Annotated in this window: 16 protein-coding genes; 5 read left to right on the top strand and 11 right to left on the bottom strand. The window is 52.5% G+C overall.

Annotated features, from left to right (window positions below; all coding sequences use genetic code 11):
* Window positions 1-37: 37 nt before the first annotated feature.
* Window positions 38-2,650 (bottom strand): aminopeptidase N, encoded by a 2,613-nt coding sequence (pepN, locus tag FDX11_RS06020; RefSeq protein WP_042309419.1) that lies wholly within the window; start codon window positions 2,648-2,650, stop codon window positions 38-40.
* Between the two features lie 266 nt (window positions 2,651-2,916).
* Between pepN and pncB the strand changes: the two genes are divergently transcribed.
* From pncB to aspC, 4 genes are all read left to right on the top strand, one after another.
* Window positions 2,917-4,119 (top strand): nicotinate phosphoribosyltransferase, encoded by a 1,203-nt coding sequence (gene pncB, locus FDX11_RS06025; RefSeq protein WP_042309421.1) that lies wholly within the window; start codon window positions 2,917-2,919, stop codon window positions 4,117-4,119.
* Window positions 4,120-4,285: 166 nt separating this feature from the next.
* Window positions 4,286-5,686 carry an asparagine--tRNA ligase gene (asnS, locus tag FDX11_RS06030; protein WP_038639361.1) on the top strand — a complete coding sequence of 467 codons (1,401 nt, stop codon included), beginning with the start codon at window positions 4,286-4,288 and terminating at the stop codon, window positions 5,684-5,686.
* A 605-nt stretch (window positions 5,687-6,291) separates the two neighbouring features.
* A complete protein-coding gene (ompF, locus tag FDX11_RS06035) occupies window positions 6,292-7,365 on the top strand; it encodes a porin OmpF (protein ID WP_042309425.1) in 1,074 nt (357 codons plus the stop codon).
* 183 nt (window positions 7,366-7,548) lie between these two features.
* A complete protein-coding gene (aspC, locus tag FDX11_RS06040; RefSeq protein ID WP_042309427.1) occupies window positions 7,549-8,739 on the top strand; it encodes an aspartate transaminase in 1,191 nt (396 codons plus the stop codon).
* A gap of 54 nt (window positions 8,740-8,793) precedes the next feature.
* On the opposite strand, the gene FDX11_RS06045 is transcribed toward aspC, so the two are convergent.
* The 7 genes from FDX11_RS06045 to cmoM form a co-directional block, all read right to left on the bottom strand.
* Complete coding sequence (locus FDX11_RS06045) at window positions 8,794-9,441, bottom strand: MBL fold metallo-hydrolase (RefSeq protein ID WP_061381856.1); 648 nt, start codon at window positions 9,439-9,441, stop codon at window positions 8,794-8,796.
* Between the two features lie 28 nt (window positions 9,442-9,469).
* Window positions 9,470-10,018, bottom strand: a complete 549-nt coding sequence (locus FDX11_RS06050; RefSeq protein ID WP_003831948.1) for a YcbK family protein — start codon at window positions 10,016-10,018, stop codon at window positions 9,470-9,472.
* Between the two features lie 177 nt (window positions 10,019-10,195).
* Window positions 10,196-11,947, bottom strand: a complete 1,752-nt coding sequence (gene ldtD / locus FDX11_RS06055; protein WP_137397630.1) for a L,D-transpeptidase — start codon at window positions 11,945-11,947, stop codon at window positions 10,196-10,198.
* A gap of 259 nt (window positions 11,948-12,206) precedes the next feature.
* Window positions 12,207-16,667, bottom strand: coding sequence for a chromosome partition protein MukB (gene mukB / locus FDX11_RS06060; protein ID WP_061381857.1), 4,461 nt, complete (start codon window positions 16,665-16,667; stop codon window positions 12,207-12,209).
* Window positions 16,667-17,371 (bottom strand): chromosome partition protein MukE, encoded by a 705-nt coding sequence (gene mukE, locus FDX11_RS06065; RefSeq protein WP_137397631.1) that lies wholly within the window; start codon window positions 17,369-17,371, stop codon window positions 16,667-16,669. Before mukE ends, mukB begins: the two co-directional genes overlap by 1 nt.
* Window positions 17,352-18,674, bottom strand: a complete 1,323-nt coding sequence (gene mukF / locus FDX11_RS06070) for a chromosome partition protein MukF (protein WP_061381858.1) — start codon at window positions 18,672-18,674, stop codon at window positions 17,352-17,354. The genes mukE and mukF overlap by 20 nt, the downstream gene beginning before the upstream one ends.
* The gene (gene cmoM / locus FDX11_RS06075) at window positions 18,667-19,470 is read right to left on the bottom strand and encodes a tRNA uridine 5-oxyacetic acid(34) methyltransferase CmoM (RefSeq protein ID WP_042309438.1); all 804 of its coding nucleotides are present in this window, start codon (window positions 19,468-19,470) and stop codon (window positions 18,667-18,669) included. The genes mukF and cmoM overlap by 8 nt, the downstream gene beginning before the upstream one ends.
* A gap of 135 nt (window positions 19,471-19,605) precedes the next feature.
* Here cmoM and elyC point away from each other — a divergent pair, with 135 nt between their 5' ends.
* Window positions 19,606-20,370 carry an envelope biogenesis factor ElyC gene (elyC, locus tag FDX11_RS06080; RefSeq protein ID WP_137359937.1) on the top strand — a complete coding sequence of 255 codons (765 nt, stop codon included), beginning with the start codon at window positions 19,606-19,608 and terminating at the stop codon, window positions 20,368-20,370.
* Between the two features lie 58 nt (window positions 20,371-20,428).
* On the opposite strand, the gene FDX11_RS06085 is transcribed toward elyC, so the two are convergent.
* The 3 genes from FDX11_RS06085 to ycaR all read right to left on the bottom strand — a co-directional run bounded on the left by FDX11_RS06085 (window position 20,429) and on the right by ycaR (window position 22,413).
* Window positions 20,429-21,322 (bottom strand): YcbJ family phosphotransferase, encoded by an 894-nt coding sequence (locus FDX11_RS06085; RefSeq protein ID WP_038639330.1) that lies wholly within the window; start codon window positions 21,320-21,322, stop codon window positions 20,429-20,431.
* A gap of 165 nt (window positions 21,323-21,487) precedes the next feature.
* Entirely contained in the window at window positions 21,488-22,234 is a 747-nt protein-coding gene (kdsB, locus tag FDX11_RS06090; RefSeq protein ID WP_042309444.1) for a 3-deoxy-manno-octulosonate cytidylyltransferase, read from the bottom strand.
* Window positions 22,231-22,413 (bottom strand): protein YcaR, encoded by a 183-nt coding sequence (gene ycaR, locus FDX11_RS06095; RefSeq protein WP_003035793.1) that lies wholly within the window; start codon window positions 22,411-22,413, stop codon window positions 22,231-22,233. The genes kdsB and ycaR overlap by 4 nt, the downstream gene beginning before the upstream one ends.
* Window position 22,414: the final 1 nt, after the last annotated feature.

Below are 22,414 nucleotides of genomic sequence, written 5' to 3' on the forward strand. Positions count from 1 at the left end.
CCGCCTTATCCGGCCTACTAAACTACAGGTCAACGTTTCAGGCTAACGCTTTGTCAATCTTCTCAAACAGATCGCCGGAGAGATTCTCGAGGCCTTTCAACTGTTCCAGCGCCGCACGCATCTTCGCCTGACGTTTGGCATCATAACGTTTTAAACGAATCAACGGCTCAATCAGACGTGACGCCACCTGCGGATTGCGGCTGTTCAGTTCAGTCAGCATGTCGACCAGGAACTGATAACCGCTGCCATCTTCCGCATGGAAAGCCGCCGGGTTGCTGCCCGCAAAAGCACCAATCAGCGAACGGATGCGGTTCGGATTACTCATACTGAAGGAACGATGCTTCAGCAGACCGCGTACCGTTTCCAGCACGTTTCTCGCCGGGCTGGTGGATTGCAGGATAAACCATTTATCCATCACCAGACCGTCATGATGCCACTTATCGTCATACTCCTGCATCAATGCGTCGCGGCATGGCAGTTGCGCCGCCACAGCAGCGGACAGCGCCGCCAGGGCGTCAGTCATATTGTTCGCTTCACGGTACTGCTTGCTGACCAGCGTGTCAGCCAGATGGGTTTCGCCAAAGGCCAGGAAGCGCAGGCAGGCATTGCGCAGCGTACGTTTGCCAATATCAGCATGCTCAACGCGGTACTCGTCAAGATGATTAGCGTTATAGATGGCGAGGAATTCATCCGCCAGTTCAGCCGCCAGAGTGCGGGTCAATGCTTCGCGAACCTCCGTTATCGCCACGGGATCAATGATGTCGAACAGTTCGGCAATTTCATTCACCGAAGGCAACGTCAGGATTTCTGCCGCCAGCGCCGGATCGATTTTCTCATCGAGCAAAATCGCGCGGAATGCATCGGCCACATGTACCGGCAGCGACAGCGGCTGTCCCTGCTGATGACGGGCAACGTTGAGCTTAATATAGGTCGCCAGCAGACTTTGCGCCGCATCCCAACGCGAGAAATCGTTACGCGCATGACGCATCAGGAAGGTTAGTTGCTGATCGCTCCATTTGTATTCCAGTTTTACCGGTGCGGAGAATTCGCACAGCAGTGCCGGAACCGGCTGGAAGTAGACGTTATCAAAGACAAACGTCTGTTCTGCCTGGGTGACGTTGAGCACGGCATTCACCGGATGCCCGCCTTTTTGTAGCGGGATCACTTTCCCTTCGTTGTCATACAACTCGAGGGCGAAAGGAATATGCAGCGGTTGTTTCTCGGCCTGATCCGGCGTGGCTGGCGTACGCTGACTGATGGTCAGCGTGTATTGTTCCGTTGACGGATTGTAGTCATCACGCACGGTCAGAATCGGCGTACCGGACTGACTGTACCAGCGACGGAAATGCGAGAGGTCGACGTTGGACGCATCTTCCATCGCCTGCACAAAATCATCACAGGTAGCAGCGCTGCCGTCATGACGCTCAAAGTACAGCTGCATCCCTTTCTGGAAGTTAGCCTCACCCAGCAGGGTGTGGATCATACGAATGACTTCAGCGCCCTTTTCGTACACGGTCAGGGTATAGAAGTTGTTCATTTCGATGACCATATCCGGGCGGATAGGGTGCGCCATCGGACTGGCGTCTTCGGCAAACTGCAAGCCGCGCATGGTACGTACATTGCTGATACGGTTTACCGCGCGTGAGCCGAGATCGGAACTGAACTCCTGATCGCGGAACACGGTTAAACCCTCTTTCAGACTCAACTGGAACCAGTCGCGACAGGTCACACGGTTGCCGGTCCAGTTATGGAAATATTCGTGACCAATAACGCGTTCAATATCGAGATAGTCTTTGTCGGTGGCCGTATCGGTGCGGGCCAGCACATATTTGGAGTTAAAGATGTTCAGACCTTTATTCTCCATCGCGCCCATATTGAAGAAATCAACGGCAACAATCATATAGATGTCGAGGTCATACTCGAGGCCGAAACGCTCCTCATCCCATTTCATGGAGTTTTTCAGCGAGGTCATTGCCCACGGCGCACGGTCCAGATTGCCGCGATCGACGTACAGTTCCAGCGCCACTTCTCGTCCTGAGCGGGTGGTAAAGGTGTCACGCAGGACATCGAAATCACCGGCTACCAGCGCAAACAGATAGCACGGTTTCGGGAACGGATCCTGCCACTGCACCCAGTGTCGACCGTTTTCCAGTTCACCCTGCGCCACGCGGTTGCCGTTAGAGAGCAGGAACGGATATTGGGTTTTATCGGCGATAATTTTGGTGGTAAAACGCGCTAGAACATCGGGTCTGTCGAGATACCAGGTAATATGGCGGAACCCTTCCGCTTCACACTGGGTGCACAGCGCATCGCCGGACTTATACAGTCCTTCCAGCGCGGTATTGGCCGCCGGACTAATCTCATTCACGATCTGCAGCGTAAAACGTTCCGGCAGCTGACTGATAACCAGAGCGCCCTCTTCTTCTTTATACGCTGTCCACGGTTCGTCGTTCACGTGGATTGACACCAGGGTCAGATCTTCGCCATTCAGCCGCAGGGGCGCATCGGACGCACCATGACGGACAGCCTGGCTCACTGCGGTGACCACGGTTTTTTCAGCATCCAGGTCAAAGGTCAAGTCAATATCAGTAATCTGGTAATCCGGCGCACGATAGTCGTGACGGTATTTGGCTTGTGGCTGTTGTGTCATAAAAAAACCTTTAGCATCTTTGGTAGAGTCTCGGCTTCAGTCTATTCCTGTTGCGTAAATCGCGCTACGCAGAATGTTCATCTTTTCAGGCACAAACACCCTTTTTGCTACATTTTCATAACACGTGGCACGAATTGCCCTCGACCAGAAAGAGAGCTTATGGTGTGATCGGGGTTCAATAAATCGCTAAACAGGGTATACTCCAGCGGTTTTCTTAGTTGTTTATTGTACTAAACGCTCCCGTGAGAGGATGCTACTGCGCACCTATGACACAATTCGCTTCTCCTGTTCTGCACTCGCTGCTGGATACAGACGCTTATAAGTTGCATATGCAGCAAGCCGTTTTTCACCACTACTATGATGTACAAGTAGCGGCTGAATTTCGTTGCCGTGGCGATGACCTGCTCGGTATTTACGCTGATGCTATTCGTGAGCAGGTGAATGCTATGCAGCACCTGCGGCTGCAGGAGGACGAGTACCAGTGGCTCTCCGGCCTGCCTTTCTTTAAAGCTGATTACCTCGCCTGGTTACGCGATTTCCGTTATAAGCCGGAACAAGTTTGCGTCACCAACGATAACGGTAAGCTGAACATCCGCTTAACCGGTCCATGGCGTGAAGTGATCATGTGGGAAGTCCCGCTGCTGGCAGTTATCAGCGAACTGGTGCACCGTTACCGTTCGCCCGAATCAGGCGTTCCACAGGCACTCAATGAGCTGGAAAGCAAACTAGTCGAATTCTCTGCTTTAACGAAAGATGTCGATATGTCCCGCTTCCATCTGATGGATTTCGGTACGCGCCGTCGTTTTTCACGCGAAGTACAGCAGGCCATTGTTAAACGCTTGCAGCAAGAATCCTGGTTTGTCGGCACCAGCAACTACGATCTCGCCCGCCGTCTGTCATTAACCCCGATGGGTACACAGGCGCATGAGTGGTTCCAGGCTCATCAGCAAATCAGCCCAGAGCTTGCCACCAGCCAGCGTGTTGCGCTGGCCGCATGGTTAAATGAATATCCTGACCAACTCGGGATTGCACTGACCGACTGCATCACCATGGACGCGTTTTTACGCGACTTTGGCGTCGAGTTTGCGACCCGTTACCAGGGCTTACGTCACGACTCAGGCGATCCGGTAGAATGGGGTGAAAAAGCCATTGCCCATTATGAAAAACTGGGGATTGATCCGCTGAGCAAAACGCTGGTGTTCTCAGATAACCTCGATCTGAAAAAAGCGATTGAGCTCTACCGCCACTTCTCTTCTCGCGTACAGTTGAGTTTTGGCATTGGTACACGGCTAACGTGTGATATTCCGCAGGTTAAGCCGCTCAATATTGTTATCAAGCTGGTGGAGTGTAACGGTAAACCGGTGGCGAAGTTATCTGACAGCCCCGGCAAAACCATCTGCCACGATAAAGCGTTTGTTCGTGCGTTGCGCAAAGCTTTCGATTTGCCGCATATTAAAAAAGCCAGTTAATCCTCACAGGGAGCCACATCGGCTCCCTTTTCGCGTTTATTTCCGAAATCTTTCACTCCAGCAACGAATTCTGCTTGTCTGATTGCAGATGCCAGGTAACATAGGTATCCCCCCCATTACGGGTGGACATGTGTTTATATATCCGACTATTAACAGAGAGAATATTATGAGCGTTGTGCCTGTAGCCGACGTACTCCAGGGCCGCGTAGCCGTTGACAGCGAAGTCACCGTGCGCGGATGGGTGCGTACCCGCCGAGATTCAAAAGCTGGCATCTCCTTCCTCGCCGTTTATGACGGTTCCTGCTTTGATCCTGTACAGGCCGTCATCAATAATTCTCTGCCCAATTACAATCAGGACGTATTGCGCCTGACAACGGGCTGTTCAGTTATCGTAACGGGTAAAGTCGTTGCGTCGCCTGGACAGGGACAGAGCTTTGAAATTCAGGCCACTGAGGTTGAAGTCGCGGGCTGGGTTGAAGATCCTGACACCTACCCGATGGCGGCCAAGCGTCACAGCATTGAGTATCTGCGTGAAGTCGCGCATATGCGTCCGCGTACCAACATGATTGGTGCGGTAGCGCGTGTACGTCATACGCTGGCGCAAGCGCTGCATCGTTTTTTCCACGAGCAGGGTTTCTTTTGGGTATCCACGCCGCTGATTACAGCTTCCGATACGGAAGGTGCGGGTGAAATGTTCCGCGTTTCTACGCTGGATCTGGAAAACCTGCCGCGTAACGATCAGGGAAAAGTTGATTTCGATAAAGACTTCTTCGGTAAAGAAGCCTTCCTGACCGTTTCTGGTCAGTTGAACGGCGAAACCTACGCCTGCGCCCTGTCCAAAATTTATACCTTTGGCCCGACGTTCCGTGCAGAAAACTCTAACACCAGCCGTCACCTGGCGGAGTTCTGGATGCTGGAGCCAGAAGTGGCTTTCGCCAACCTGGACGACGTGGCAGGCCTCGCTGAAGCCATGCTGAAGTATGCTTTCAAGGCCGTACTGGCAGAGCGCGCGGATGATATGAAATTCTTCGCTGAACGTGTCGACAAAGATGCGATTTCACGCCTGGAACGTTTCATTGACGCCGACTTCGCGCAGGTGGACTACACCGACGCGGTAAGCATTCTCGAAAAATGCGGCAAACAGTTTGAAAACCCGGTTTACTGGGGTGTGGATCTCTCTTCCGAGCACGAACGTTATCTTGCTGAAGAGCACTTCAAAGCGCCAGTCGTGGTTAAAAACTATCCGAAAGATATTAAAGCGTTTTATATGCGCCTTAACGAAGACGGTAAAACCGTTGCGGCAATGGACGTACTGGCCCCGGGAATCGGTGAAATCATCGGTGGTTCTCAGCGTGAAGAGCGTCTGGACGTGCTGGATGCCCGTATGCTGGAGATGGGTCTGAACAAAGAAGATTACTGGTGGTATCGCGACCTGCGCCGCTACGGTACTGTTCCGCATTCCGGCTTCGGCTTAGGCTTCGAGCGTCTGATTGCCTACGTTACTGGCGTGCAGAACGTCCGTGATGTCATTCCATTCCCACGTACTCCGCGTAACGCCAGCTTCTAAAGCTGAATTTTTAATTCAAAGGCCAGCATTCATTGCTGGCCTTTTTTGTAACCGCTCCACGTAACAGGGATCCCCATCACACGTTAAATACAACCCTTCGATTCCCCTCTTCCTGTTACGTAATATTTCACCGCAACACATTTGCACAAAAAATAATCAGCAATTTTATTGTGGATTAGCATTTTCTGATTAAATAGTACATTTTTTAACCTTTCACATAGCAATCCAGATGTCCATAAATTGCCTTCGGTAAAATCAGTCCTTTTAGTCACAGCAGAGAAAAAGCGGTCTTAGCAAAATTAAACATAAGAAAATCATATAAATAGAAATAACGGCGGCGATTTTTAGCGCGCAGACATCTGAACTTTGAAGTTGTTCACAAAGTTGCACAAAAATAACATCTTGTTACATATTTTTTCTTTTTGAAACTAAATCTTTATATTTGTAGCACTTTGAGAGTAGCGAAACGGTAGTTTGAATGGAAAGATGCCTGTCAGACACATAAAGACACCAAACTCTCATCAATAGTTCCGTAAATTTTAATTGACGGAATTTATTGGCGGCAGTGGCAGGTGTCATATAAAAACCGATGAGGGTAATAAATAATGATGAAGCGCAATATTCTGGCAGTGGTTATCCCTGCTCTGCTGGTAGCCGGGGCAGCTAACGCTGCAGAAGTTTATAACAAAGATGGCAACAAAGTAGATATCTACGGTAAAGCCGTAGGTCTGCACTATTTTTCCAAGCACAACGGTGAAAATGCCTACGCTGCTAACGGCGATCAGACATACGCCCGTCTTGGTTTCAAAGGGGAAACTCAGATTAACGACCAACTGACCGGCTACGGCCAGTGGGAATACAACTTTGCCGGCAACAATGCTGAAGGCTCAAACGCGCAGGACGGTAACAAAACTCGTCTGGCGTTTGCCGGTCTGAAATTCGGCGATGCAGGCTCCTTCGACTACGGTCGTAACTACGGTGTCGTATACGATGCACTGGGTTACACCGATATGCTGCCAGAATTCGGTGGTGATACCGCCGCTTCTGACCAGTTCTTCTCCCAGCGTAACGGCGGTCTCGCAACCTACCGTAACTCCAACTTCTTCGGCCTGGTTGAAGGCCTGAACTTCGCCGTTCAGTACCTGGGCAAAAACGAGCGTGATGACGTTCGTCGCTCTAACGGCGATGGCGTTGGCGGTTCTATCAGCTACGAATTCGACGGCTTCGGTATCGTAGGTGCTTATGGTGCGGCTGACCGTACCGATGCTCAACAAAACCCGGCTCTGCGCGGTCATGGCGACAAAGCTGAGCAGTGGGCGACCGGCGTTAAGTACGATGCGAACAACATCTACCTGGCGGCGAACTACAGCGAAACCCACAACGCAACCCGTATCGCTAACGGTTATGCTAACAAAACTGAAGACGTGCTGTTGGTTGCCCAGTATCAGTTCGACTTCGGCCTGCGTCCGTCCCTCGCCTATACCAAATCTAAAGGTAAGGACATTGAAGGTATCGGTGACGTAGATCTGGTGAACTACTTCGAAGTGGGTGCGACTTACTACTTCAACAAAAACATGTCCACCTATGTTGATTACATCATCAACCAGATCGATTCTGACAACAAACTGGGCGTAGGTTCTGACGACACCGTTGCAGTGGGTATCGTTTACCAGTTCTAATAGCAGACCTCTTTGTTAAATGCCTAAAAAACAGGACTTCGGTCCTGTTTTTTTATCTCTGCTAGCGGATTCTTGCGTCTTAAAAAAACACCTCAGCTTTTCGTCAGTAACGGTTGGCATTTTGTAAATCTACCGTTAACCTGATAGCGGACTTCTCTTCTGTAATCACTATGGAACCTCGTCATGTTTGAGAACATTACCGCCGCTCCTGCCGACCCCATTTTGGGTCTGGCTGATTTGTTTCGTGCCGATGACCGCCCAGGAAAAATAAACCTCGGGATCGGTGTATATAAAGATGAGACAGGCAAAACGCCGGTACTGACCAGCGTTAAAAAAGCCGAGCAATATATACTGGAAAATGAAACCACCAAAAACTACCTTGGCATTGACGGTATTCCAGAGTTTGGTCGTTGCACTCAGGAATTACTGTTTGGCAAAGAGAGTTCGCTTATCAACGACAAACGCGCACGTACGGCACAGACCCCAGGCGGCACTGGCGCACTGCGTGTAGCAGCTGATTTCCTGGCAAAAAACACCTCGGCTAAACGCGTTTGGGTAAGCAACCCGAGCTGGCCGAACCATAAGAGCGTCTTTAACTCTGCCGGTCTGGAAGTTCGTGAATATAATTATTACGATGCGGCAAACCATTCATTAGACTTTGATGCGATGCTGGCAAGCCTCAGCGAAGCGCAGGCAGGCGACGTGGTGTTATTCCACGGCTGCTGCCATAACCCAACCGGTATCGATCCTACGCTGGAGCAGTGGCAAACGCTGGCTCAGCTTTCCGTCGATAAAGGTTGGTTGCCGCTGTTTGACTTCGCCTACCAGGGTTTTGCCCGTGGTCTGGAAGAAGATGCGGAAGGTCTGCGCGCATTCGCGGCACTGCACAAAGAGCTGATCGTCGCCAGCTCCTACTCCAAGAACTTTGGTTTGTACAATGAGCGCGTAGGTGCCTGTACGTTGGTTGCAGCCGATGCTGAAACCGTTGACCGCGCGTTTAGCCAGATGAAATCAGCCATTCGTGCTAACTATTCCAACCCGCCTGCACACGGCGCATCCGTAGTCGCTACGATTCTGAGCAACGACGCGCTGCGCGCCATCTGGGAACAAGAGCTGACTGATATGCGCCAACGCATTCAGCGCATGCGTTTACTGTTCGTGAATACGCTGCAGGAGAAAGGTGCAAGCCGCGACTTCAGCTTTATCATCAAACAAAACGGCATGTTCTCATTCAGCGGCCTGACCAAAGAGCAGGTTCTGCGCCTGCGTGAAGAGTTTGGTGTCTATGCCGTCGCTTCCGGACGTGTAAACGTAGCCGGAATGACGCCAGATAACATGGCGCCGCTGTGCGAAGCGATTGTCGCAGTACTGTAATCAATAGCGCACAAAAAAAGGCCGCAATCGCGGCCTTTTTATTTATCTGCGGTTTTACCAGACAGGCATTTCATCCTGCAGAAACGGGTTATGTAACCGTTCGTGGCCCAGCGTAGAAAGTGGACCGTGGCCCGGAATAAACGTCACGTCATCGCCCAGCGGCAACAGTTTACGTTTAATCGAATCGATCAATTGACTGTGATCGCCGCGCGGGAAATCACTGCGCCCTACGCCACCTTTGAAAATCACGTCACCCGAAATCAGTAACTTTGACTGCTCATCAAAGAAGACCACATGCCCTGGCGTGTGACCGGGACAATGGAGCACCTGTAATGTGACATTACCCACGCTTACCCGATCGCCTTCATTTAACCAGCGATCGGGCGTCAGCGGCTCACAATCTCCCAGGCCAAACATCCGGCTCTGAGCAGGCAACCCCTGTAACCAGAACTCATCTTCTTTTTCCGGGCCAATAACCGGTACACCATAATGCTGTGCCAGTTCAGCCGCCGCCCCTACGTGGTCAAGATGACCATGGGTAAGCAGGATCTGCATAAGCGTCAGACCGCTGGCATCCACTTCCTGTTTGATTTTCTCGGCATCGCCGCCGGGATCGACCAGCGCGGCCAGACGTGTCTGCTCACACCAGATTAACGAGCAGTTCTGGGCAAATGCAGTGACCGGAATAATACGATAGTTCATACAGCTCCTGTTTCATTAAGCTTACGGATCACCAGTGCCGTGCAGGTCCGGTGTCAATATGCACAAAGTTACTGCTGGGGTAGTATCCTACACCACCTGCGCGCATAGATAACGCAGCTTTGCGAATATTACTTAATGCGATGCCTTCAATATGGAAATCCATAGCCTGGCCTTTCGTGTGGTAGCTTTTCTTAGCGACACCACGGCTGCGCGCACGGAGTTCATTATTGGTATCGATTGAGCGATAGCCAGAGATCAGCTGTACGGGTTTACGCGTGCCCAGCAGACCCTGCAGACGGAAGAGTTGGTCAAACAATCCCGGGTCAATGGATTTCACTTTATTGGCCCGAAAATCACGGAAAAAGTGGTTAAGTTTTGCTAATTCGTCCTGAATATAGCCCCTGCCATCAAAAAACTCTGCTTTTATTGACTCACCGGTATGCAGGTTATTCAGAGTCAATATACGCGGACGTGGGGTGGAGAGTGTGGCAAACGCAGGCGTAGGCAGGATGGCAGCGCCGAGGGCAATGCCACCAAGCGCCAGCAGTTTGCGGCGATTAGCGTCAAATTTGTCCATGGTATTAAGGTCTACAAGGTCAATGTTATCGTATGTATGCTCTAGCGCACGCGGGAAACCTTATCTGGCTAAGTAGTCCACGTCAAGGCTCCCAACCCCAGGAAATACGGGGCTTGCAGCCATTTAGCCCCATTTCCAACATAACTTACGACAATCATTTTCCTCGAACTGCTTCATTTATCTGATTAATTGTTCGGCTTTTGACACAATTTGTGCGCTGGATCGCGCTGTCAGATCGTAATTGTAAATATCTGTACGATACTGCGTCCGCCCATCCGCCCCCACAAACGCGGTCAGGTAGTAAAGATTGACCGGAATATTCTGACGAATATTCACGTACCGCGTATCCCCTTGCTTCAGGGCGTCCGAGATGCGCGTATCATTCCAGCCCGCATCCTGTAGCAGCATATTCGCCAGCTCAGATGCCTTATTCACACGCACGCAGCCTGAGCTAAGCGCCCGCGTATCTTTCTGGAACAGGTTGTGGTTTGGCGTATCGTGCAGATAAATAGCATCTGAACTCGGCATATTAAATTTATAACGGCCGAGCGAGTTACGCGCGCCCGGCGCCTGCTGAAAGCGGAACGGCAGATTCGATGCGGTAATGGTCGCCCAGTCAACCTGCCATGGATCTATCGTCTCTTTGCTATTCCAGCCGCGCATTACGGTATAGCCGTGACGCTCAAGGTATCCCGGGTCATTCCACACCTTAGGCAGAATATCTTTACGTGCCAGCGTCGGCGGTACGTTCCACGGTGGGTTAACGACCACATTATTCAGCGCACTGCTCATCATCGGCGTTTTGCGATCGGGACGCCCGACAATAACGCGTGAGGCTAGCACCTGATTGCCGTTCTGATAATAAACCAGCGAGTAGGCAGGAATATTCACCATGATACCGGTAGACAAATCACTCGGCAGCAGGCGCAAACGCTGAATATTCAACGCCAGCACACCTGCACGCTGAGCGGGCGTTACGTTCAGCCAGTCACGCGTTGCGGGTCCAATGGCGCCATCGGCCCCCAACCCCTGCCACGTCTGGAAACGCTTCACCGCCGCAACCAGTTCACTGCCGTAAGCGCTACGCCCTTCTTTAGCAGCCGTACTGACGACTGATTCAAGCATCCCGGTGCGGCGTAAGATTTCACGCAACGCGGGGATATCGTTACTCCACTCGCCAGGACGCAGCGTCGCGGTACTGGTTAACTGCGGCCAGGGACGCGTATCGCTCACCAGTTTTAACAACGATTCATGCATGGCTGCATACTGCGGATGCTGAGGCGCCAGGCCGGTAATAAACGACGTCAGTTGCCCATTATCCAGCGCCACCTGCCATTGGTTGATCACGGAAATCGGCGGAGTTGCCAGCGCATAGGGCTTATTACTGTAGAGCCAGCGATTACCTTTGACGGGGATATTTGCGATAAAGTGCAGATATCCCATCAGGGCATCAGAAAGCACGATGTCTCGCGCCTGGCCCGTTACCGCCGGGTCGGTAAGCAATGCGACCCAAGTGGTAAATTGCGGCTGAAATCCGGCAATCGCCACCTCGGCTAACTGTTGCTGAAACGCTTTTACCGCATCTCGATTTTCCCACATCGGTTTCATTTCGCGAGCGGCATACAGCAATTCCAGCTGGCTCATATAAACCGGCGTGAAGCCCGCGGGAAGTTGAGATTGTAATTTGGCGCGAGTGCTATCGACAGACACGCCCTCCGGCAGCGGTTGAATACCCGCCATGATAGCAGTCGCGGAAGATTGAACCTGCGGTTGCGGTAACGCTGTTGGCTGTTCACTGACGGACGCTGAGCTGTCGCCAGGGATCATTTCAGGCTCATCGGCCTGCGCATTGAACAGTGGAGCGAATGTTACGGCCAGGCACAAACTAATTGCCGACAGCCGACGACCACACATTTTATTAAGCAACATCCCTTGCCCCCTGTTTTCTTTATCATACTTTGAGTAGCCAGGCCGTAGCATTCCCCTTTTGTTTGCTGGGGTCGGACCTGTAAAACGCCAATACACGCTGAAGTATGACTAGCAAGCCTGCCACGAGTTAGGCTTACCTTTAGTATATAAACATCAAATAGTTTTTGCCTAACCTAATGTAAAGAAGTCTAAAGAAATTACACCAGGCATTATGTGCTTTTCAGAAAAGAAGAAGGCGGCTATTTAGCCGCCTTCTTACTTAGCTTGCCTGCGAGGAAGCGTCTTCCGTTCCTGGCAGTGGCTCAGGTAACTGCGGGGCAAACCCGCGCAGGCCCACCACGTGAACATGCTCGGTGTTCTGGAAGACTTTACGTACCAGTTTATAGGTGGTGCCTTTCTCCGGGCTGATGTTTTCCGGCGCAGCGATAATCAGTTGCATCTGCAAACGCTCGCACAGTTCAAACAGGGTCGCGATAGAGCGGGCATCAAGTCGCGCAGCTTCATCAAGGAACAGCAGACGACAAGGCGAGATATCTTTACCGCGCAGTCTGCGACCTTCGTCTTCCCAGCTCTGCACAACCATCACCAGAATAGACATCCCGGTACCGATCGCCTCACCCGTTGACAGTGCGCCAGATTCAGCACGCAGCCAGCCGTCTGAACCACGGTTAACCTCGACTTCCATTTCCAGATAGTTACGGTAGTCCAGCAGCTCTTCACCAATGGTTTGCGGCGTGCGTTGCCCCATATCAATCTGCGGATTCAGACGCTGATACAGCTTCGCCAGCGCTTCAGAGAAGGTCAGACGGTTGCTGTTAAACAGATCCTGATGCTGTTCATGCTGCTCGGAAAGTACGTCCAGCAAGGTGGCGTGGGTTTCACGCACGTTGACGTTCAGACGAACGCTATTTACCTGGCCAAACGATACGCTTTGCAGACCCTGGTTCAACATACGGATACGGTTTTGTTCGCGCTGAATCGTCTTACGAATGATGTTCGCCACGCTGCGGGAGCTGATCGCCAGCTTCTGTTCACGCGAGGTTAATTCTTCCGTCAGACGGCTCAGTTCGATCTCCATCTGTTCAATCGCTTCCACCGGATCGTCGGTGCGAATAATATCCTGACGAATACGTTCACGCAGATGCTGATAAACCGCGACAAAGAACTGAATTTTACGCTCCGGGCGCTTCGGATCTTCAGACATGCGCAACACATCACGCAGGTGTTCGTTATCCGCCACCGCCAGACGCAGCGCGCCCAACGCCTTATCCGACATCGAACGCAGTTCATCGCCAGAAAGATACGCCAGCTCGCGACGGTGCAGACGGCGTTCAACGCCATTGTCTTTCACCATGCGCATGACCGCACACCAGCCGGCTTTCGCGGTGACTACCTGTTCGCGCATCTCAAAATAATCGCGTTCCAGTTTGCGCAATTTGCGGGTCAGGTTATCCATCTCCGCTTCGCAGAAGGTCAGCGCTTTTTCCAGTTGGTTACGGCGCGCACGGTTGTTACTGAGCTGCGCATGCAGTTCATCACGACGGATACGGGCACGCTCTTCCGCGCCGCTGTCAGCACGAACGCCGATATCCTGCAGTTCACGTTGTAAATCGTTGAGCAGTTCTTTTTTAGTGTCATAGGAGCTTTTCAGCGACGCCATGACCTGGTTGTACTGGCTTAACTGCGCGGCGTGGCTGCGCAGCGCTTCACGAGCGCGGGTACGTTCAGCTTCCGCCTGTTCCAGACGCTGGCGCAGTTTTTCGTTCAGATCGCTGTTGCCGCTCAGCATTTCGGCTGAATCGGAATAGCTAAAGTGCGCCCGGCGTTGTACGACCTCAGTCAGCGCAAACGCCTGCTGACGCGCATCACGCTGCATCTGCTGGGAATACGCGTAATCTTCCTTCAGTTGTTCAAACTGCTCAGGGTCATTTTGCAGAACCGAAACCATCGGTTCCAGTTTGGCTAACTGATTACCGTGCTGCTGCACAAAACGCGCCGCTTCCTGAGCTTCATCCAGACGCTCGCGAATTTCGTCCACGCGATCGGCCAGCGTTTCATCAGCCAGCAGATTCAAACGCGGCAGCAGGCGATTCAGCGCAGAAACCCCCTCTTTCGCCTGTTCAAACTGCATACGGCTTTGCTGGTTATCATTTTCATGATTGGTCAGCGCACGCTCCAGCTCAACGCGGCGGCTGTTCAACTGACGAATTTCCGCTTCTGGATCGGCTTCAAACGCCACCGACAAATGGCTGCCGATAAAGCGGCTGAACGCCTGATGCAGGCGCTGAGTTTTCTGGACGTCAAAAGAGAGCGTGGCAAAACGTTCAGACAGCCCTTCACGCTCGGCATGCAGGGTTTCGATACGGCTTTCGCGCGCCGCACGACCAAAAATCGGCACCGTCGGGAAGCGGGAATAACGCCACTGACGTTCGGCGGTTTTCACCACCACCGCTTTTTCCAGCTCATCAACGCTGAAAACACTGTCATCAAACGACTGCGGATCCCCTTCGATAAAATAGAGATCTTCCGGACAATCCGTCAGGCCTTCAAGTTGTTCGGTAATCAGCGACAGATCCGGCACCACGATAGCATGGCGCGATGGACCGTACAGCGCGGAGAAGTACGGCGCATCTTCAAGGCTAACGTCGTCATAAATTTCTGACAGCAGCACGCCACCGAAGCGTTCCGCCAGCGCGTTCAGACGTTGATCTTCCGCCCCGCCGGGCTGACTTAAACGTTCAATTTCTTCATCAACCGCGTTTTTGCGCGCGCCAACTTCATCGCGCTCAACAATGGCTTCACGCTCGCGCTCCAGCAATTGCTGCAGATATTCGGTCACGTCCTGGCTGGAAGTAAACTCTTCGCCGCACTGTTCGCTAAGTTGATTCAGGCTATTTTGCGCGGCCAGCCAGACCGGTGCGCGTTTCATCAAATGCTGGATACGCGACTGCAGCTGTTCCTGTTCCTGACGCAGCGTCATTCGCTGTTCGCTGGCGGACGATACGCTGTCCGACAAAGCGGCGATGCGCGCTTCCAGCTCCTGGTGCAACGCTTCCAGCTCATCGATATCGAACTGTTTACCCTGACGCTTGCAGAATTCCGCCAGAAGACGTTCGGCGTCTTGCTGTTCGCGCAGACGCTGTTCCAGCTCGCTGAGTCGCATACGCAACGGCTGAACCTGTTCGGCCAGGTGACGCTGCTCAACACCTTCCCGCAGCAGTTCACGCGCCACGCTCCAGGCCTCACCACGCGCCAGTGGGCCGTTGATCGCCGCCACCAGCTGATAAGCCTGTTCAAACTGACTGTGCGCGGTTTGCGCCACGCTCATTTTTTGTTCCAGCGTCAACAGTTTTTCTGTAGCTTCCTGCTCTTTGGCCTGGAAGGTTTCCAGCCATTCAGCAGCGCTGTCGGCTGTCAGATCCGGTAAGTGACACAGCTCTTTGGCCCGGCTTAACGCCTGAATTGCCTGGCCATACTGGATAGCTCGCGTTTGCTGGACATCCAGCGCCTGCTGGTAATCGGCAAGCTGACTTTTCAGCTCATCCACCTCCAGCTCAGCAGCTTCCGCGCGGGCTTCGTTTTCATCCTGGCGGTCAACGGCTTCCGCGACGACCTCATTTTGTTCTTCGAGACGGATCTGTAATTCCTCGAGATCCGCTTCATAGCGTTCAATTTTTTCTTGCTGACGCAGCGCGGTTTGCACCAGATTGAGGTGATCGCTTGCGGCCTGGTAATCAGCTTCCAGATCGCCTTCCGCACCGTTGTGCTCGCCCAGCTCGCGCGCCATATCTACGTGTTTATACTGCTCAGCAGCCAACTGCTTGCGTGAGGTATGCAGTTCACGACGATATTCCAGCGCTTTATCCAGATGAATACGGCGCTCGTTGGCATGGCGCATATAATCTGCTGCCACGTAGTTGGTCGCTTCGCTGATCAAATGCTTAAACAGATCGCGGTCAGACTGGGTTACGCGAATCGCTTCCAGCGTCATGCGGTTTTCACGCAGCGCGGCTTCCATATCCTGGAACGCTTTGCGCACGCCACCGTTTTCTGGCAGCAGGTAATCACGCAGTGAGCGGGTAATGGCGCTGGAGATACCGCCATACAGCGAGGCTTCAATCAGACGATAGAATTTACTACGATCGGACGCAGAGCGCAGACGACGGGCAATGATGCCCAGATCGAACATCAGCGAGTGATAATCCGTTATCGAGTTGAACTGCTTAAACTGCACGCCTTCCATCTCATCAAGCTTCTCTTTCAGCTCAGGGAGAGACAGGACGCGCGCCTGGCGTTCGTTCAGCGTTTCCGTAACCAACTGAGTGGGTTGCACCGACATCGGCAACCCCTGAATGGCAAACGGCTTGATATCCACTTTACGATCGCGACCGGCAACCTGTTGCAGACGAACGCCAACAACCACGCGCTGATGGCGGGAGTTGAGGACGTCGAGCATTGAGTAACAGACACCCGCTTTCAGCTTACCGTGCAGACCTTTGTCACGTGAACCGCTGGTCGCACCGGCTTCGGTGGTATTACGGAAATGCAGCAGGGTTAAATCCGGGATGAGCGCCGTAACAAATGCCGCCATGGTCGTGGATTTACCCGCACCGTTACCGCCGGACAGCGTGGTGACCAGTTCATCCAGGTCGAACGTACGGGCAAAAAAACCATTCCAGTTAATCAGCGTAAGTGAGCGAAATTTACCGCGTTCAATCATTATTCTTCTTCTCCACTGTCCGGCTGATTCTCTTCGGGCTCATCGTTGAGCTGCAGGCGGTTCTCGACCGGCATCGCTTCGCCATCACGAATTAAGCGACGCTGGGCTTCACGCGGATCGTCACCGCTGCGCACGTCCGCGCCAAAGCGGAAGACCGATTCCGTGATACGGAATTTGCTGCTGTCGTGGCCCAGAAACCACACCATGCCTAAGCGACGCAGACGGTTTAGCGAAGAACGTACCTTTTCCTGTAGCTTCTGACGGTCAACGTCCGAACCGGTTGAACGATTGTTCACCAGCTTCAGCAGTTTCGCTTCGTCCGCCAGAGTCAACAGCTCGTCGTACAACTCTTGTTGGGTAAAAATCCCTTCATTCGCCAGGCGTTCCGGGCTGAGATAGAGATAGCAAAGAATTTTACCCACCATCATATCCAGTTCGGACAGAACCGAACGCGGAATGAGCGTCGTTGAACGCGGGCGAAGATAGAAGAACCCTTCCGGCGCGCGGATCAGTTCCACGTTATAGCGGCTGTAAAATTCTTCAAAATACTCCTGAAAATCCATCAGGAAGGCATGATTATCCAGTTCATCCAGGCCGATATGTCGGCCCGAACGTAAGGCGCTATCCAGCGCCGGAAATAACGGATTCGCCAGCGCCAGCGCCAGCTTTACCGGCATCACTTGTTCAATATTTGTCAATGACATGCGCCTGTACCTTGGCTCCGTAATCATTAATCGGCTGCCATTTAGCTGGCAGTCCGGTGAAATCTGCTTGCGCTACGCCAAGACGTACCGCCTGATCGATAACAATACGCGCGACGTCGAAGTGACGCGCACGTGGATATTGCGCCAGATACTCGCGCACTACCAAACCGAGATCCAGTGGCGTTTGTCTGGATTTGTAGATAGCCAACTGTTCTTCGATGATCGCCGCCAGTTGCTCACGGATCTCGTTAAACTCTTCATATTCCAGATCTGTCGGAAGTTCACCGGTGACCTCTTCGTCACGCAGGACCATCTCTTCATCACGCATATCGAGCAGACGGTCGGCATTGGCATAAGTCAGCGCCCACGGATCGTCAAAATAAGTCTGCACGGACTGGCGCAAACGCTGGGCAAAGACGCGGTTTTTATCCATATCAATCGCGGTACGGATAAACTTATGCACGTGACGATCGTAACCGATCCACAAATCAATAGACTGCTGACCCCAACTGATAATGCGGTCGAGTTTGCTTTGTAAGTCAAACACCAGTCTGTCGACAAAATGCAAATCGTCATGCGTCATCGTGGCATCCTGGATGCGTAACAGGTTTGCCTGTAGCTTATCGCCCGCCGCTTCCAACGTATCCTGCAGTTCGCGCAGCGTCCCGGAAGTTTCAGAAAGCAGCAGTTCACAGCTGGAAATCGCCGCCCGCCAGTCTTTGTTCAGCAACTGGGCGATATCGTCTTTCACCTGCTGCTGCTGTTCATCCATGATGCGCTGGGTGAGATCGATACTGTCAAAAATCTCCGCCACCGAATATTTCAATGGCGCATATACATTGCGATGCCAGTGAAACTCATCGCCACCTTCCGCCGCCGCATCCGCCGCGCGCTTCAATTCACCGGCCACAATCGACAACTGCATAGAAAGACGCAGTGTAGAGAATTCGCGTTGACGAATATAATAATCGGTGATGCCAATGCCGAGCGGCGTCAAACGATAAATCGCGTTTCCTTCTGCCTGCTCGCTGGTAAAGCGGTTCAGCAGACGTTGACGCACCATATCGTTGATCGCGTTGTTCGCGCGTACACCAATGGTTTCGCTGGTTTGCTCAAACGCATCACTCACATGGCGGAACGCATCCACCAGCTCACCTTCACTCATCTCGCCGTCAAGTCGCTCGCCGTTCAGAGTGGCGACCGCCAGCAGGAACGAAAGTCTGTCTACCGGCAGAGAGATGGAGAAGTCATTTTTTCTGGCCCAGGCAACCAGTTCGGGGACTGTCTGGGAAAATTCACTCATAGGTTATCCTTGCATCTGCGGCTCGGGCCGGACTTTTAATCGCGGTGACATGAATATAGCGCCCAAGGCTGATATACGGTTCCTGGCGGCAATAGCGCGTTTCTAACTCAAGTAACATTTCGTAGTCGTCATGCTGTTTATGCTTATCCCGCAGATAATCATGAAACACACGGACGCCTGTTTTACTCGTTATCTGCCAACCGATCTCTTCCAGCCACTGGTAAACCTGCCCCGGATCGCGTGGGTAGTCCGGTGAAAGCGTACGCTTTTTACGTTTCGGCATCCCCACCTGCACATAGTCAAAGTTCCCTGCGACCATGTTATGCATCAACAGACCGTTAGCATTGTAGAACATTAACGACAGCGCGCCGCCGGGACGCAATACTGACCACAGCGTCTGTAATACGCTGACGGGATCCGTCACCCATTCCAGCACAGCATGAAACAATATCAGATCAACCGGGGTTTCCAAATGCGCAGTAACGTCCTGAGCGGCGCATTGTATAAAATGCATGTTTCCGCTCACACCTTTTGCCTCTGCCGCCTGTTTCGCACGGGCGATCATTTCGCCTGACAGATCGCATAATGTCACGAAGTGCCCACGTTGCGCCATCTTGATGGCCGTTTGCCCTTCACCACCGCCGGCATCCAGAATGTGCAATTTTTGCTCACCGAATGTCGCTAATAATCGATCCAAATCCTGCCAAAGGATAGCCTGTCTTAATTGACCTTTGGTGGTGCCGTAAATGTTACGGGAAAACTTCTCTGCAATGTCATCAAAATTGCGATCCCGCATCGGGCTCTCCACATGCTGGCTTTAGGGTGACTAAGTAAAACCGCTATTTTGTCACACCCACGCCGAGAATGAACCTTCCTGGTGTAATATCCCTGCAGATCCCCTGCTGTATGGTTAAAAAAGGAACCAAAAAGGATGCTTTTTACGCTGAAGAAAGTGATTGGCGGTATGATGCTGCCGCTTCCGCTGATGCTAACGATGATGGGTATTGGCCTGGCGCTGGTCTGGTTTAGCCGCTTTCAAAAAACAGGGAAAGTGTGTATCAGCCTGAGTTGGCTGGCGCTATTACTCCTGAGCTTGCAACCCGTCGCCGACAGCTTGCTGAAACCTATTGAGGATAGCTATCCCACCTGGCAGGATACGCAAAAAGTAGAATATGTTGTGGTGCTGGGCGGAGGATATACCTGGAACCCACAGTGGGCGCCGAGCTCAAACCTGATTAGCAATAGCCTTCCACGCTTGAATGAAGGTATTCGCCTATGGCGCGCGAATCCAGGGTCGAAGCTTATCTTTACCGGTGCCGCCGCAAAAACGAATAACGTTAGTACCGCGGAAGCCGGCGCCCGCGTAGCACAGTCGCTGGGGGTGCCGCCGGGTGACATCATCACGCTGGATCAACCCAAAGATACTGAAGAAGAAGCAGTGGCAGTAAAGCAGGCCATCGGCAACGCGCCGTTTCTGCTGGTGACCTCCGCGTCGCACTTACCGCGTGCCATGATTTTCTTCCAGCAGGCCGGGCTACACCCGCTGCCAGCACCTGCCAATCAGTTAGCGATTGATTCCCCGCTTAATCCATGGGAGCGGGCAATTCCCTCGCCCGTCTGGTTAATGCACAGCGATCGTGTCGGATACGAAACGCTGGGACGCATCTGGCAGTGGCTGAAAGGAACGGAACATTGACAGAAATGTTGCCTCTTATCAGGCCTACAGATTCAGCGCAGAATTTCAGGCCGGATAATCAGGCGAGCCACGGCAGCAGTGATTTTGTCGCCAGATCAAAGTTGGAACGATTAAAGCGTCCGGTATTGACCAGTTGCGCCACCTCATCCCATAACACATACAACCAGCGCCGCCAGATGAATGACTCCGCCACTGGCGCGCGTTGCAGATATTGCCAAAGCAGGCTTTCCGCCAGCGCATTGTCCATTAAGCGGAACAATTCATATTCTCTTGGCGCCCATAACATCAAGCCCGGCCCCACCATCGCCAGGAGCTGATCGCTACGAGCATCTTTGAGCATGCTGCGTAAACTGAAATTGCCGTGGATCAGCACGCAGTTATCATTAAATCCGGCAAATAAGTCGGGTAAACATTCACGGGTACGGAACAGAATCCGCTTGTCCTGCATCGTCAGCCCAGTATTGTTGAACTGATTCAACGTGCTCCACAAGACCTCGACACGCTGGCGATACCAGGACGGCCAGATATTCTCTTGCGTGTTATCCACCGCTCCCACGCAGCCGCGGCTATCCTGCCGATGCCATGACAGCAAACCTTCTACGATTTGATCTTTTAAATGTTCCCAGCGCTCGGGCGTTCGGGCAGGCGCTTCCACCGGCACGCCGCGTAGACGCTCAAGCAAGAGCACATCAGGACCGGGATGCTCCTCATGCGTTAAGACGCCATAAATGACCGGCATACGTACCGTGCCACTGCGCGCCAGCATGGAGGTTTTCCATGCCAGCTGCTGCGCCATCCCCGGCGTGGTGAAACTTCTCGCCATCAGCGGCATCGGATTACCCTGACTGTCGTACAGTGACCACAGAGCGGTATCCACTTTCTCATTCACGCATTCAATACGACTGAGTTTTTCACCCAGCAGATGGCTGAGTTCGGCACGCAACTGTTCCATTTCAGATTGCCCTCATAAAAGCTACTGCTTTCATAATGAGCGTCGCGCAGACAGATGTCACCCGGATGAGATCAATTGATGAAAAGAAAAGCACAGGGAAAACGTAACGATACGACACTCCTCCCAAAAATACGCGGCATTATGGGGGGAGTGCCATGAGAAAAACTAACGCATTTCGGCGCGAACGCGCTCAAGATCCTCGGCAGTGTCTACGCCAGTACCCGGTACTTCTTTAGCGACGGCCACGTGAATTTTTTCGCCGTACCACAGCACACGCAGTTGCTCCAGCATTTCAATATGCTCAAGTGGGCTGGGCTGCCAGTTAACATAGCGGCGAATAAAACCTGCGCGATAACCGTAAATCCCCAGATGACGCAGGAAGGTATCGCCTACCGTTTCCAGGCTTTTGGCAAAACGGTCACGATCCCAGGGGATGGTTGCGCGTGAAAAATAGAGCGCATAGCCTTCGTTGTCCAGAACGACTTTAACCGCATTCGGATTAAATGCTTCTTCCGCACTATGAATGGGAGCCGCAAGGGTCGCCATGCCAACCTGGCGTTGCGCCAGATTTTCGGCCACCTGACGAATAATGACCGCTGGGATCATCGGCTCATCACCCTGAACGTTCACAATAACGGTATCATCGCTAAAGCCACATTTCTCGACGACTTCCGCCAGACGCTCGGTACCAGACTGATGATCGGCCCGGGTCATGCAAACTTCCCCTCCTACCGCTTCTACCGCACGAGCGACATCTTCATGATCGGTGGCAACGATAATGCGCTCAGCGCCAGATTCACGCGCACGCTCCAGCACATGCACGATCATCGGCTTGCCGTTGATATCCAGCAGCGGCTTGCCCGGCAAACGTGTAGACGCATAACGCGCAGGAATAATGACCACAAAACTCATGATTTACTCTCATCCGCAGTCAGAACGCGGGCTTCAGTTTCCAGTAAAACGGGAATGCCATCACGCAGTGGGAAAGCAAGGTTATCCAGTTTACAAATCAGTTCCTGTTTTTCCTGGTTAAACCAGAGTTTGCCATTGCATACCGGGCAGGCAATGATTTCAAGCAGACGATGATCCATA

This window comes from Citrobacter sp. wls714 (genome assembly GCF_005281025.1).
Taxonomy (GTDB): domain Bacteria; phylum Pseudomonadota; class Gammaproteobacteria; order Enterobacterales; family Enterobacteriaceae; genus Citrobacter; species Citrobacter werkmanii.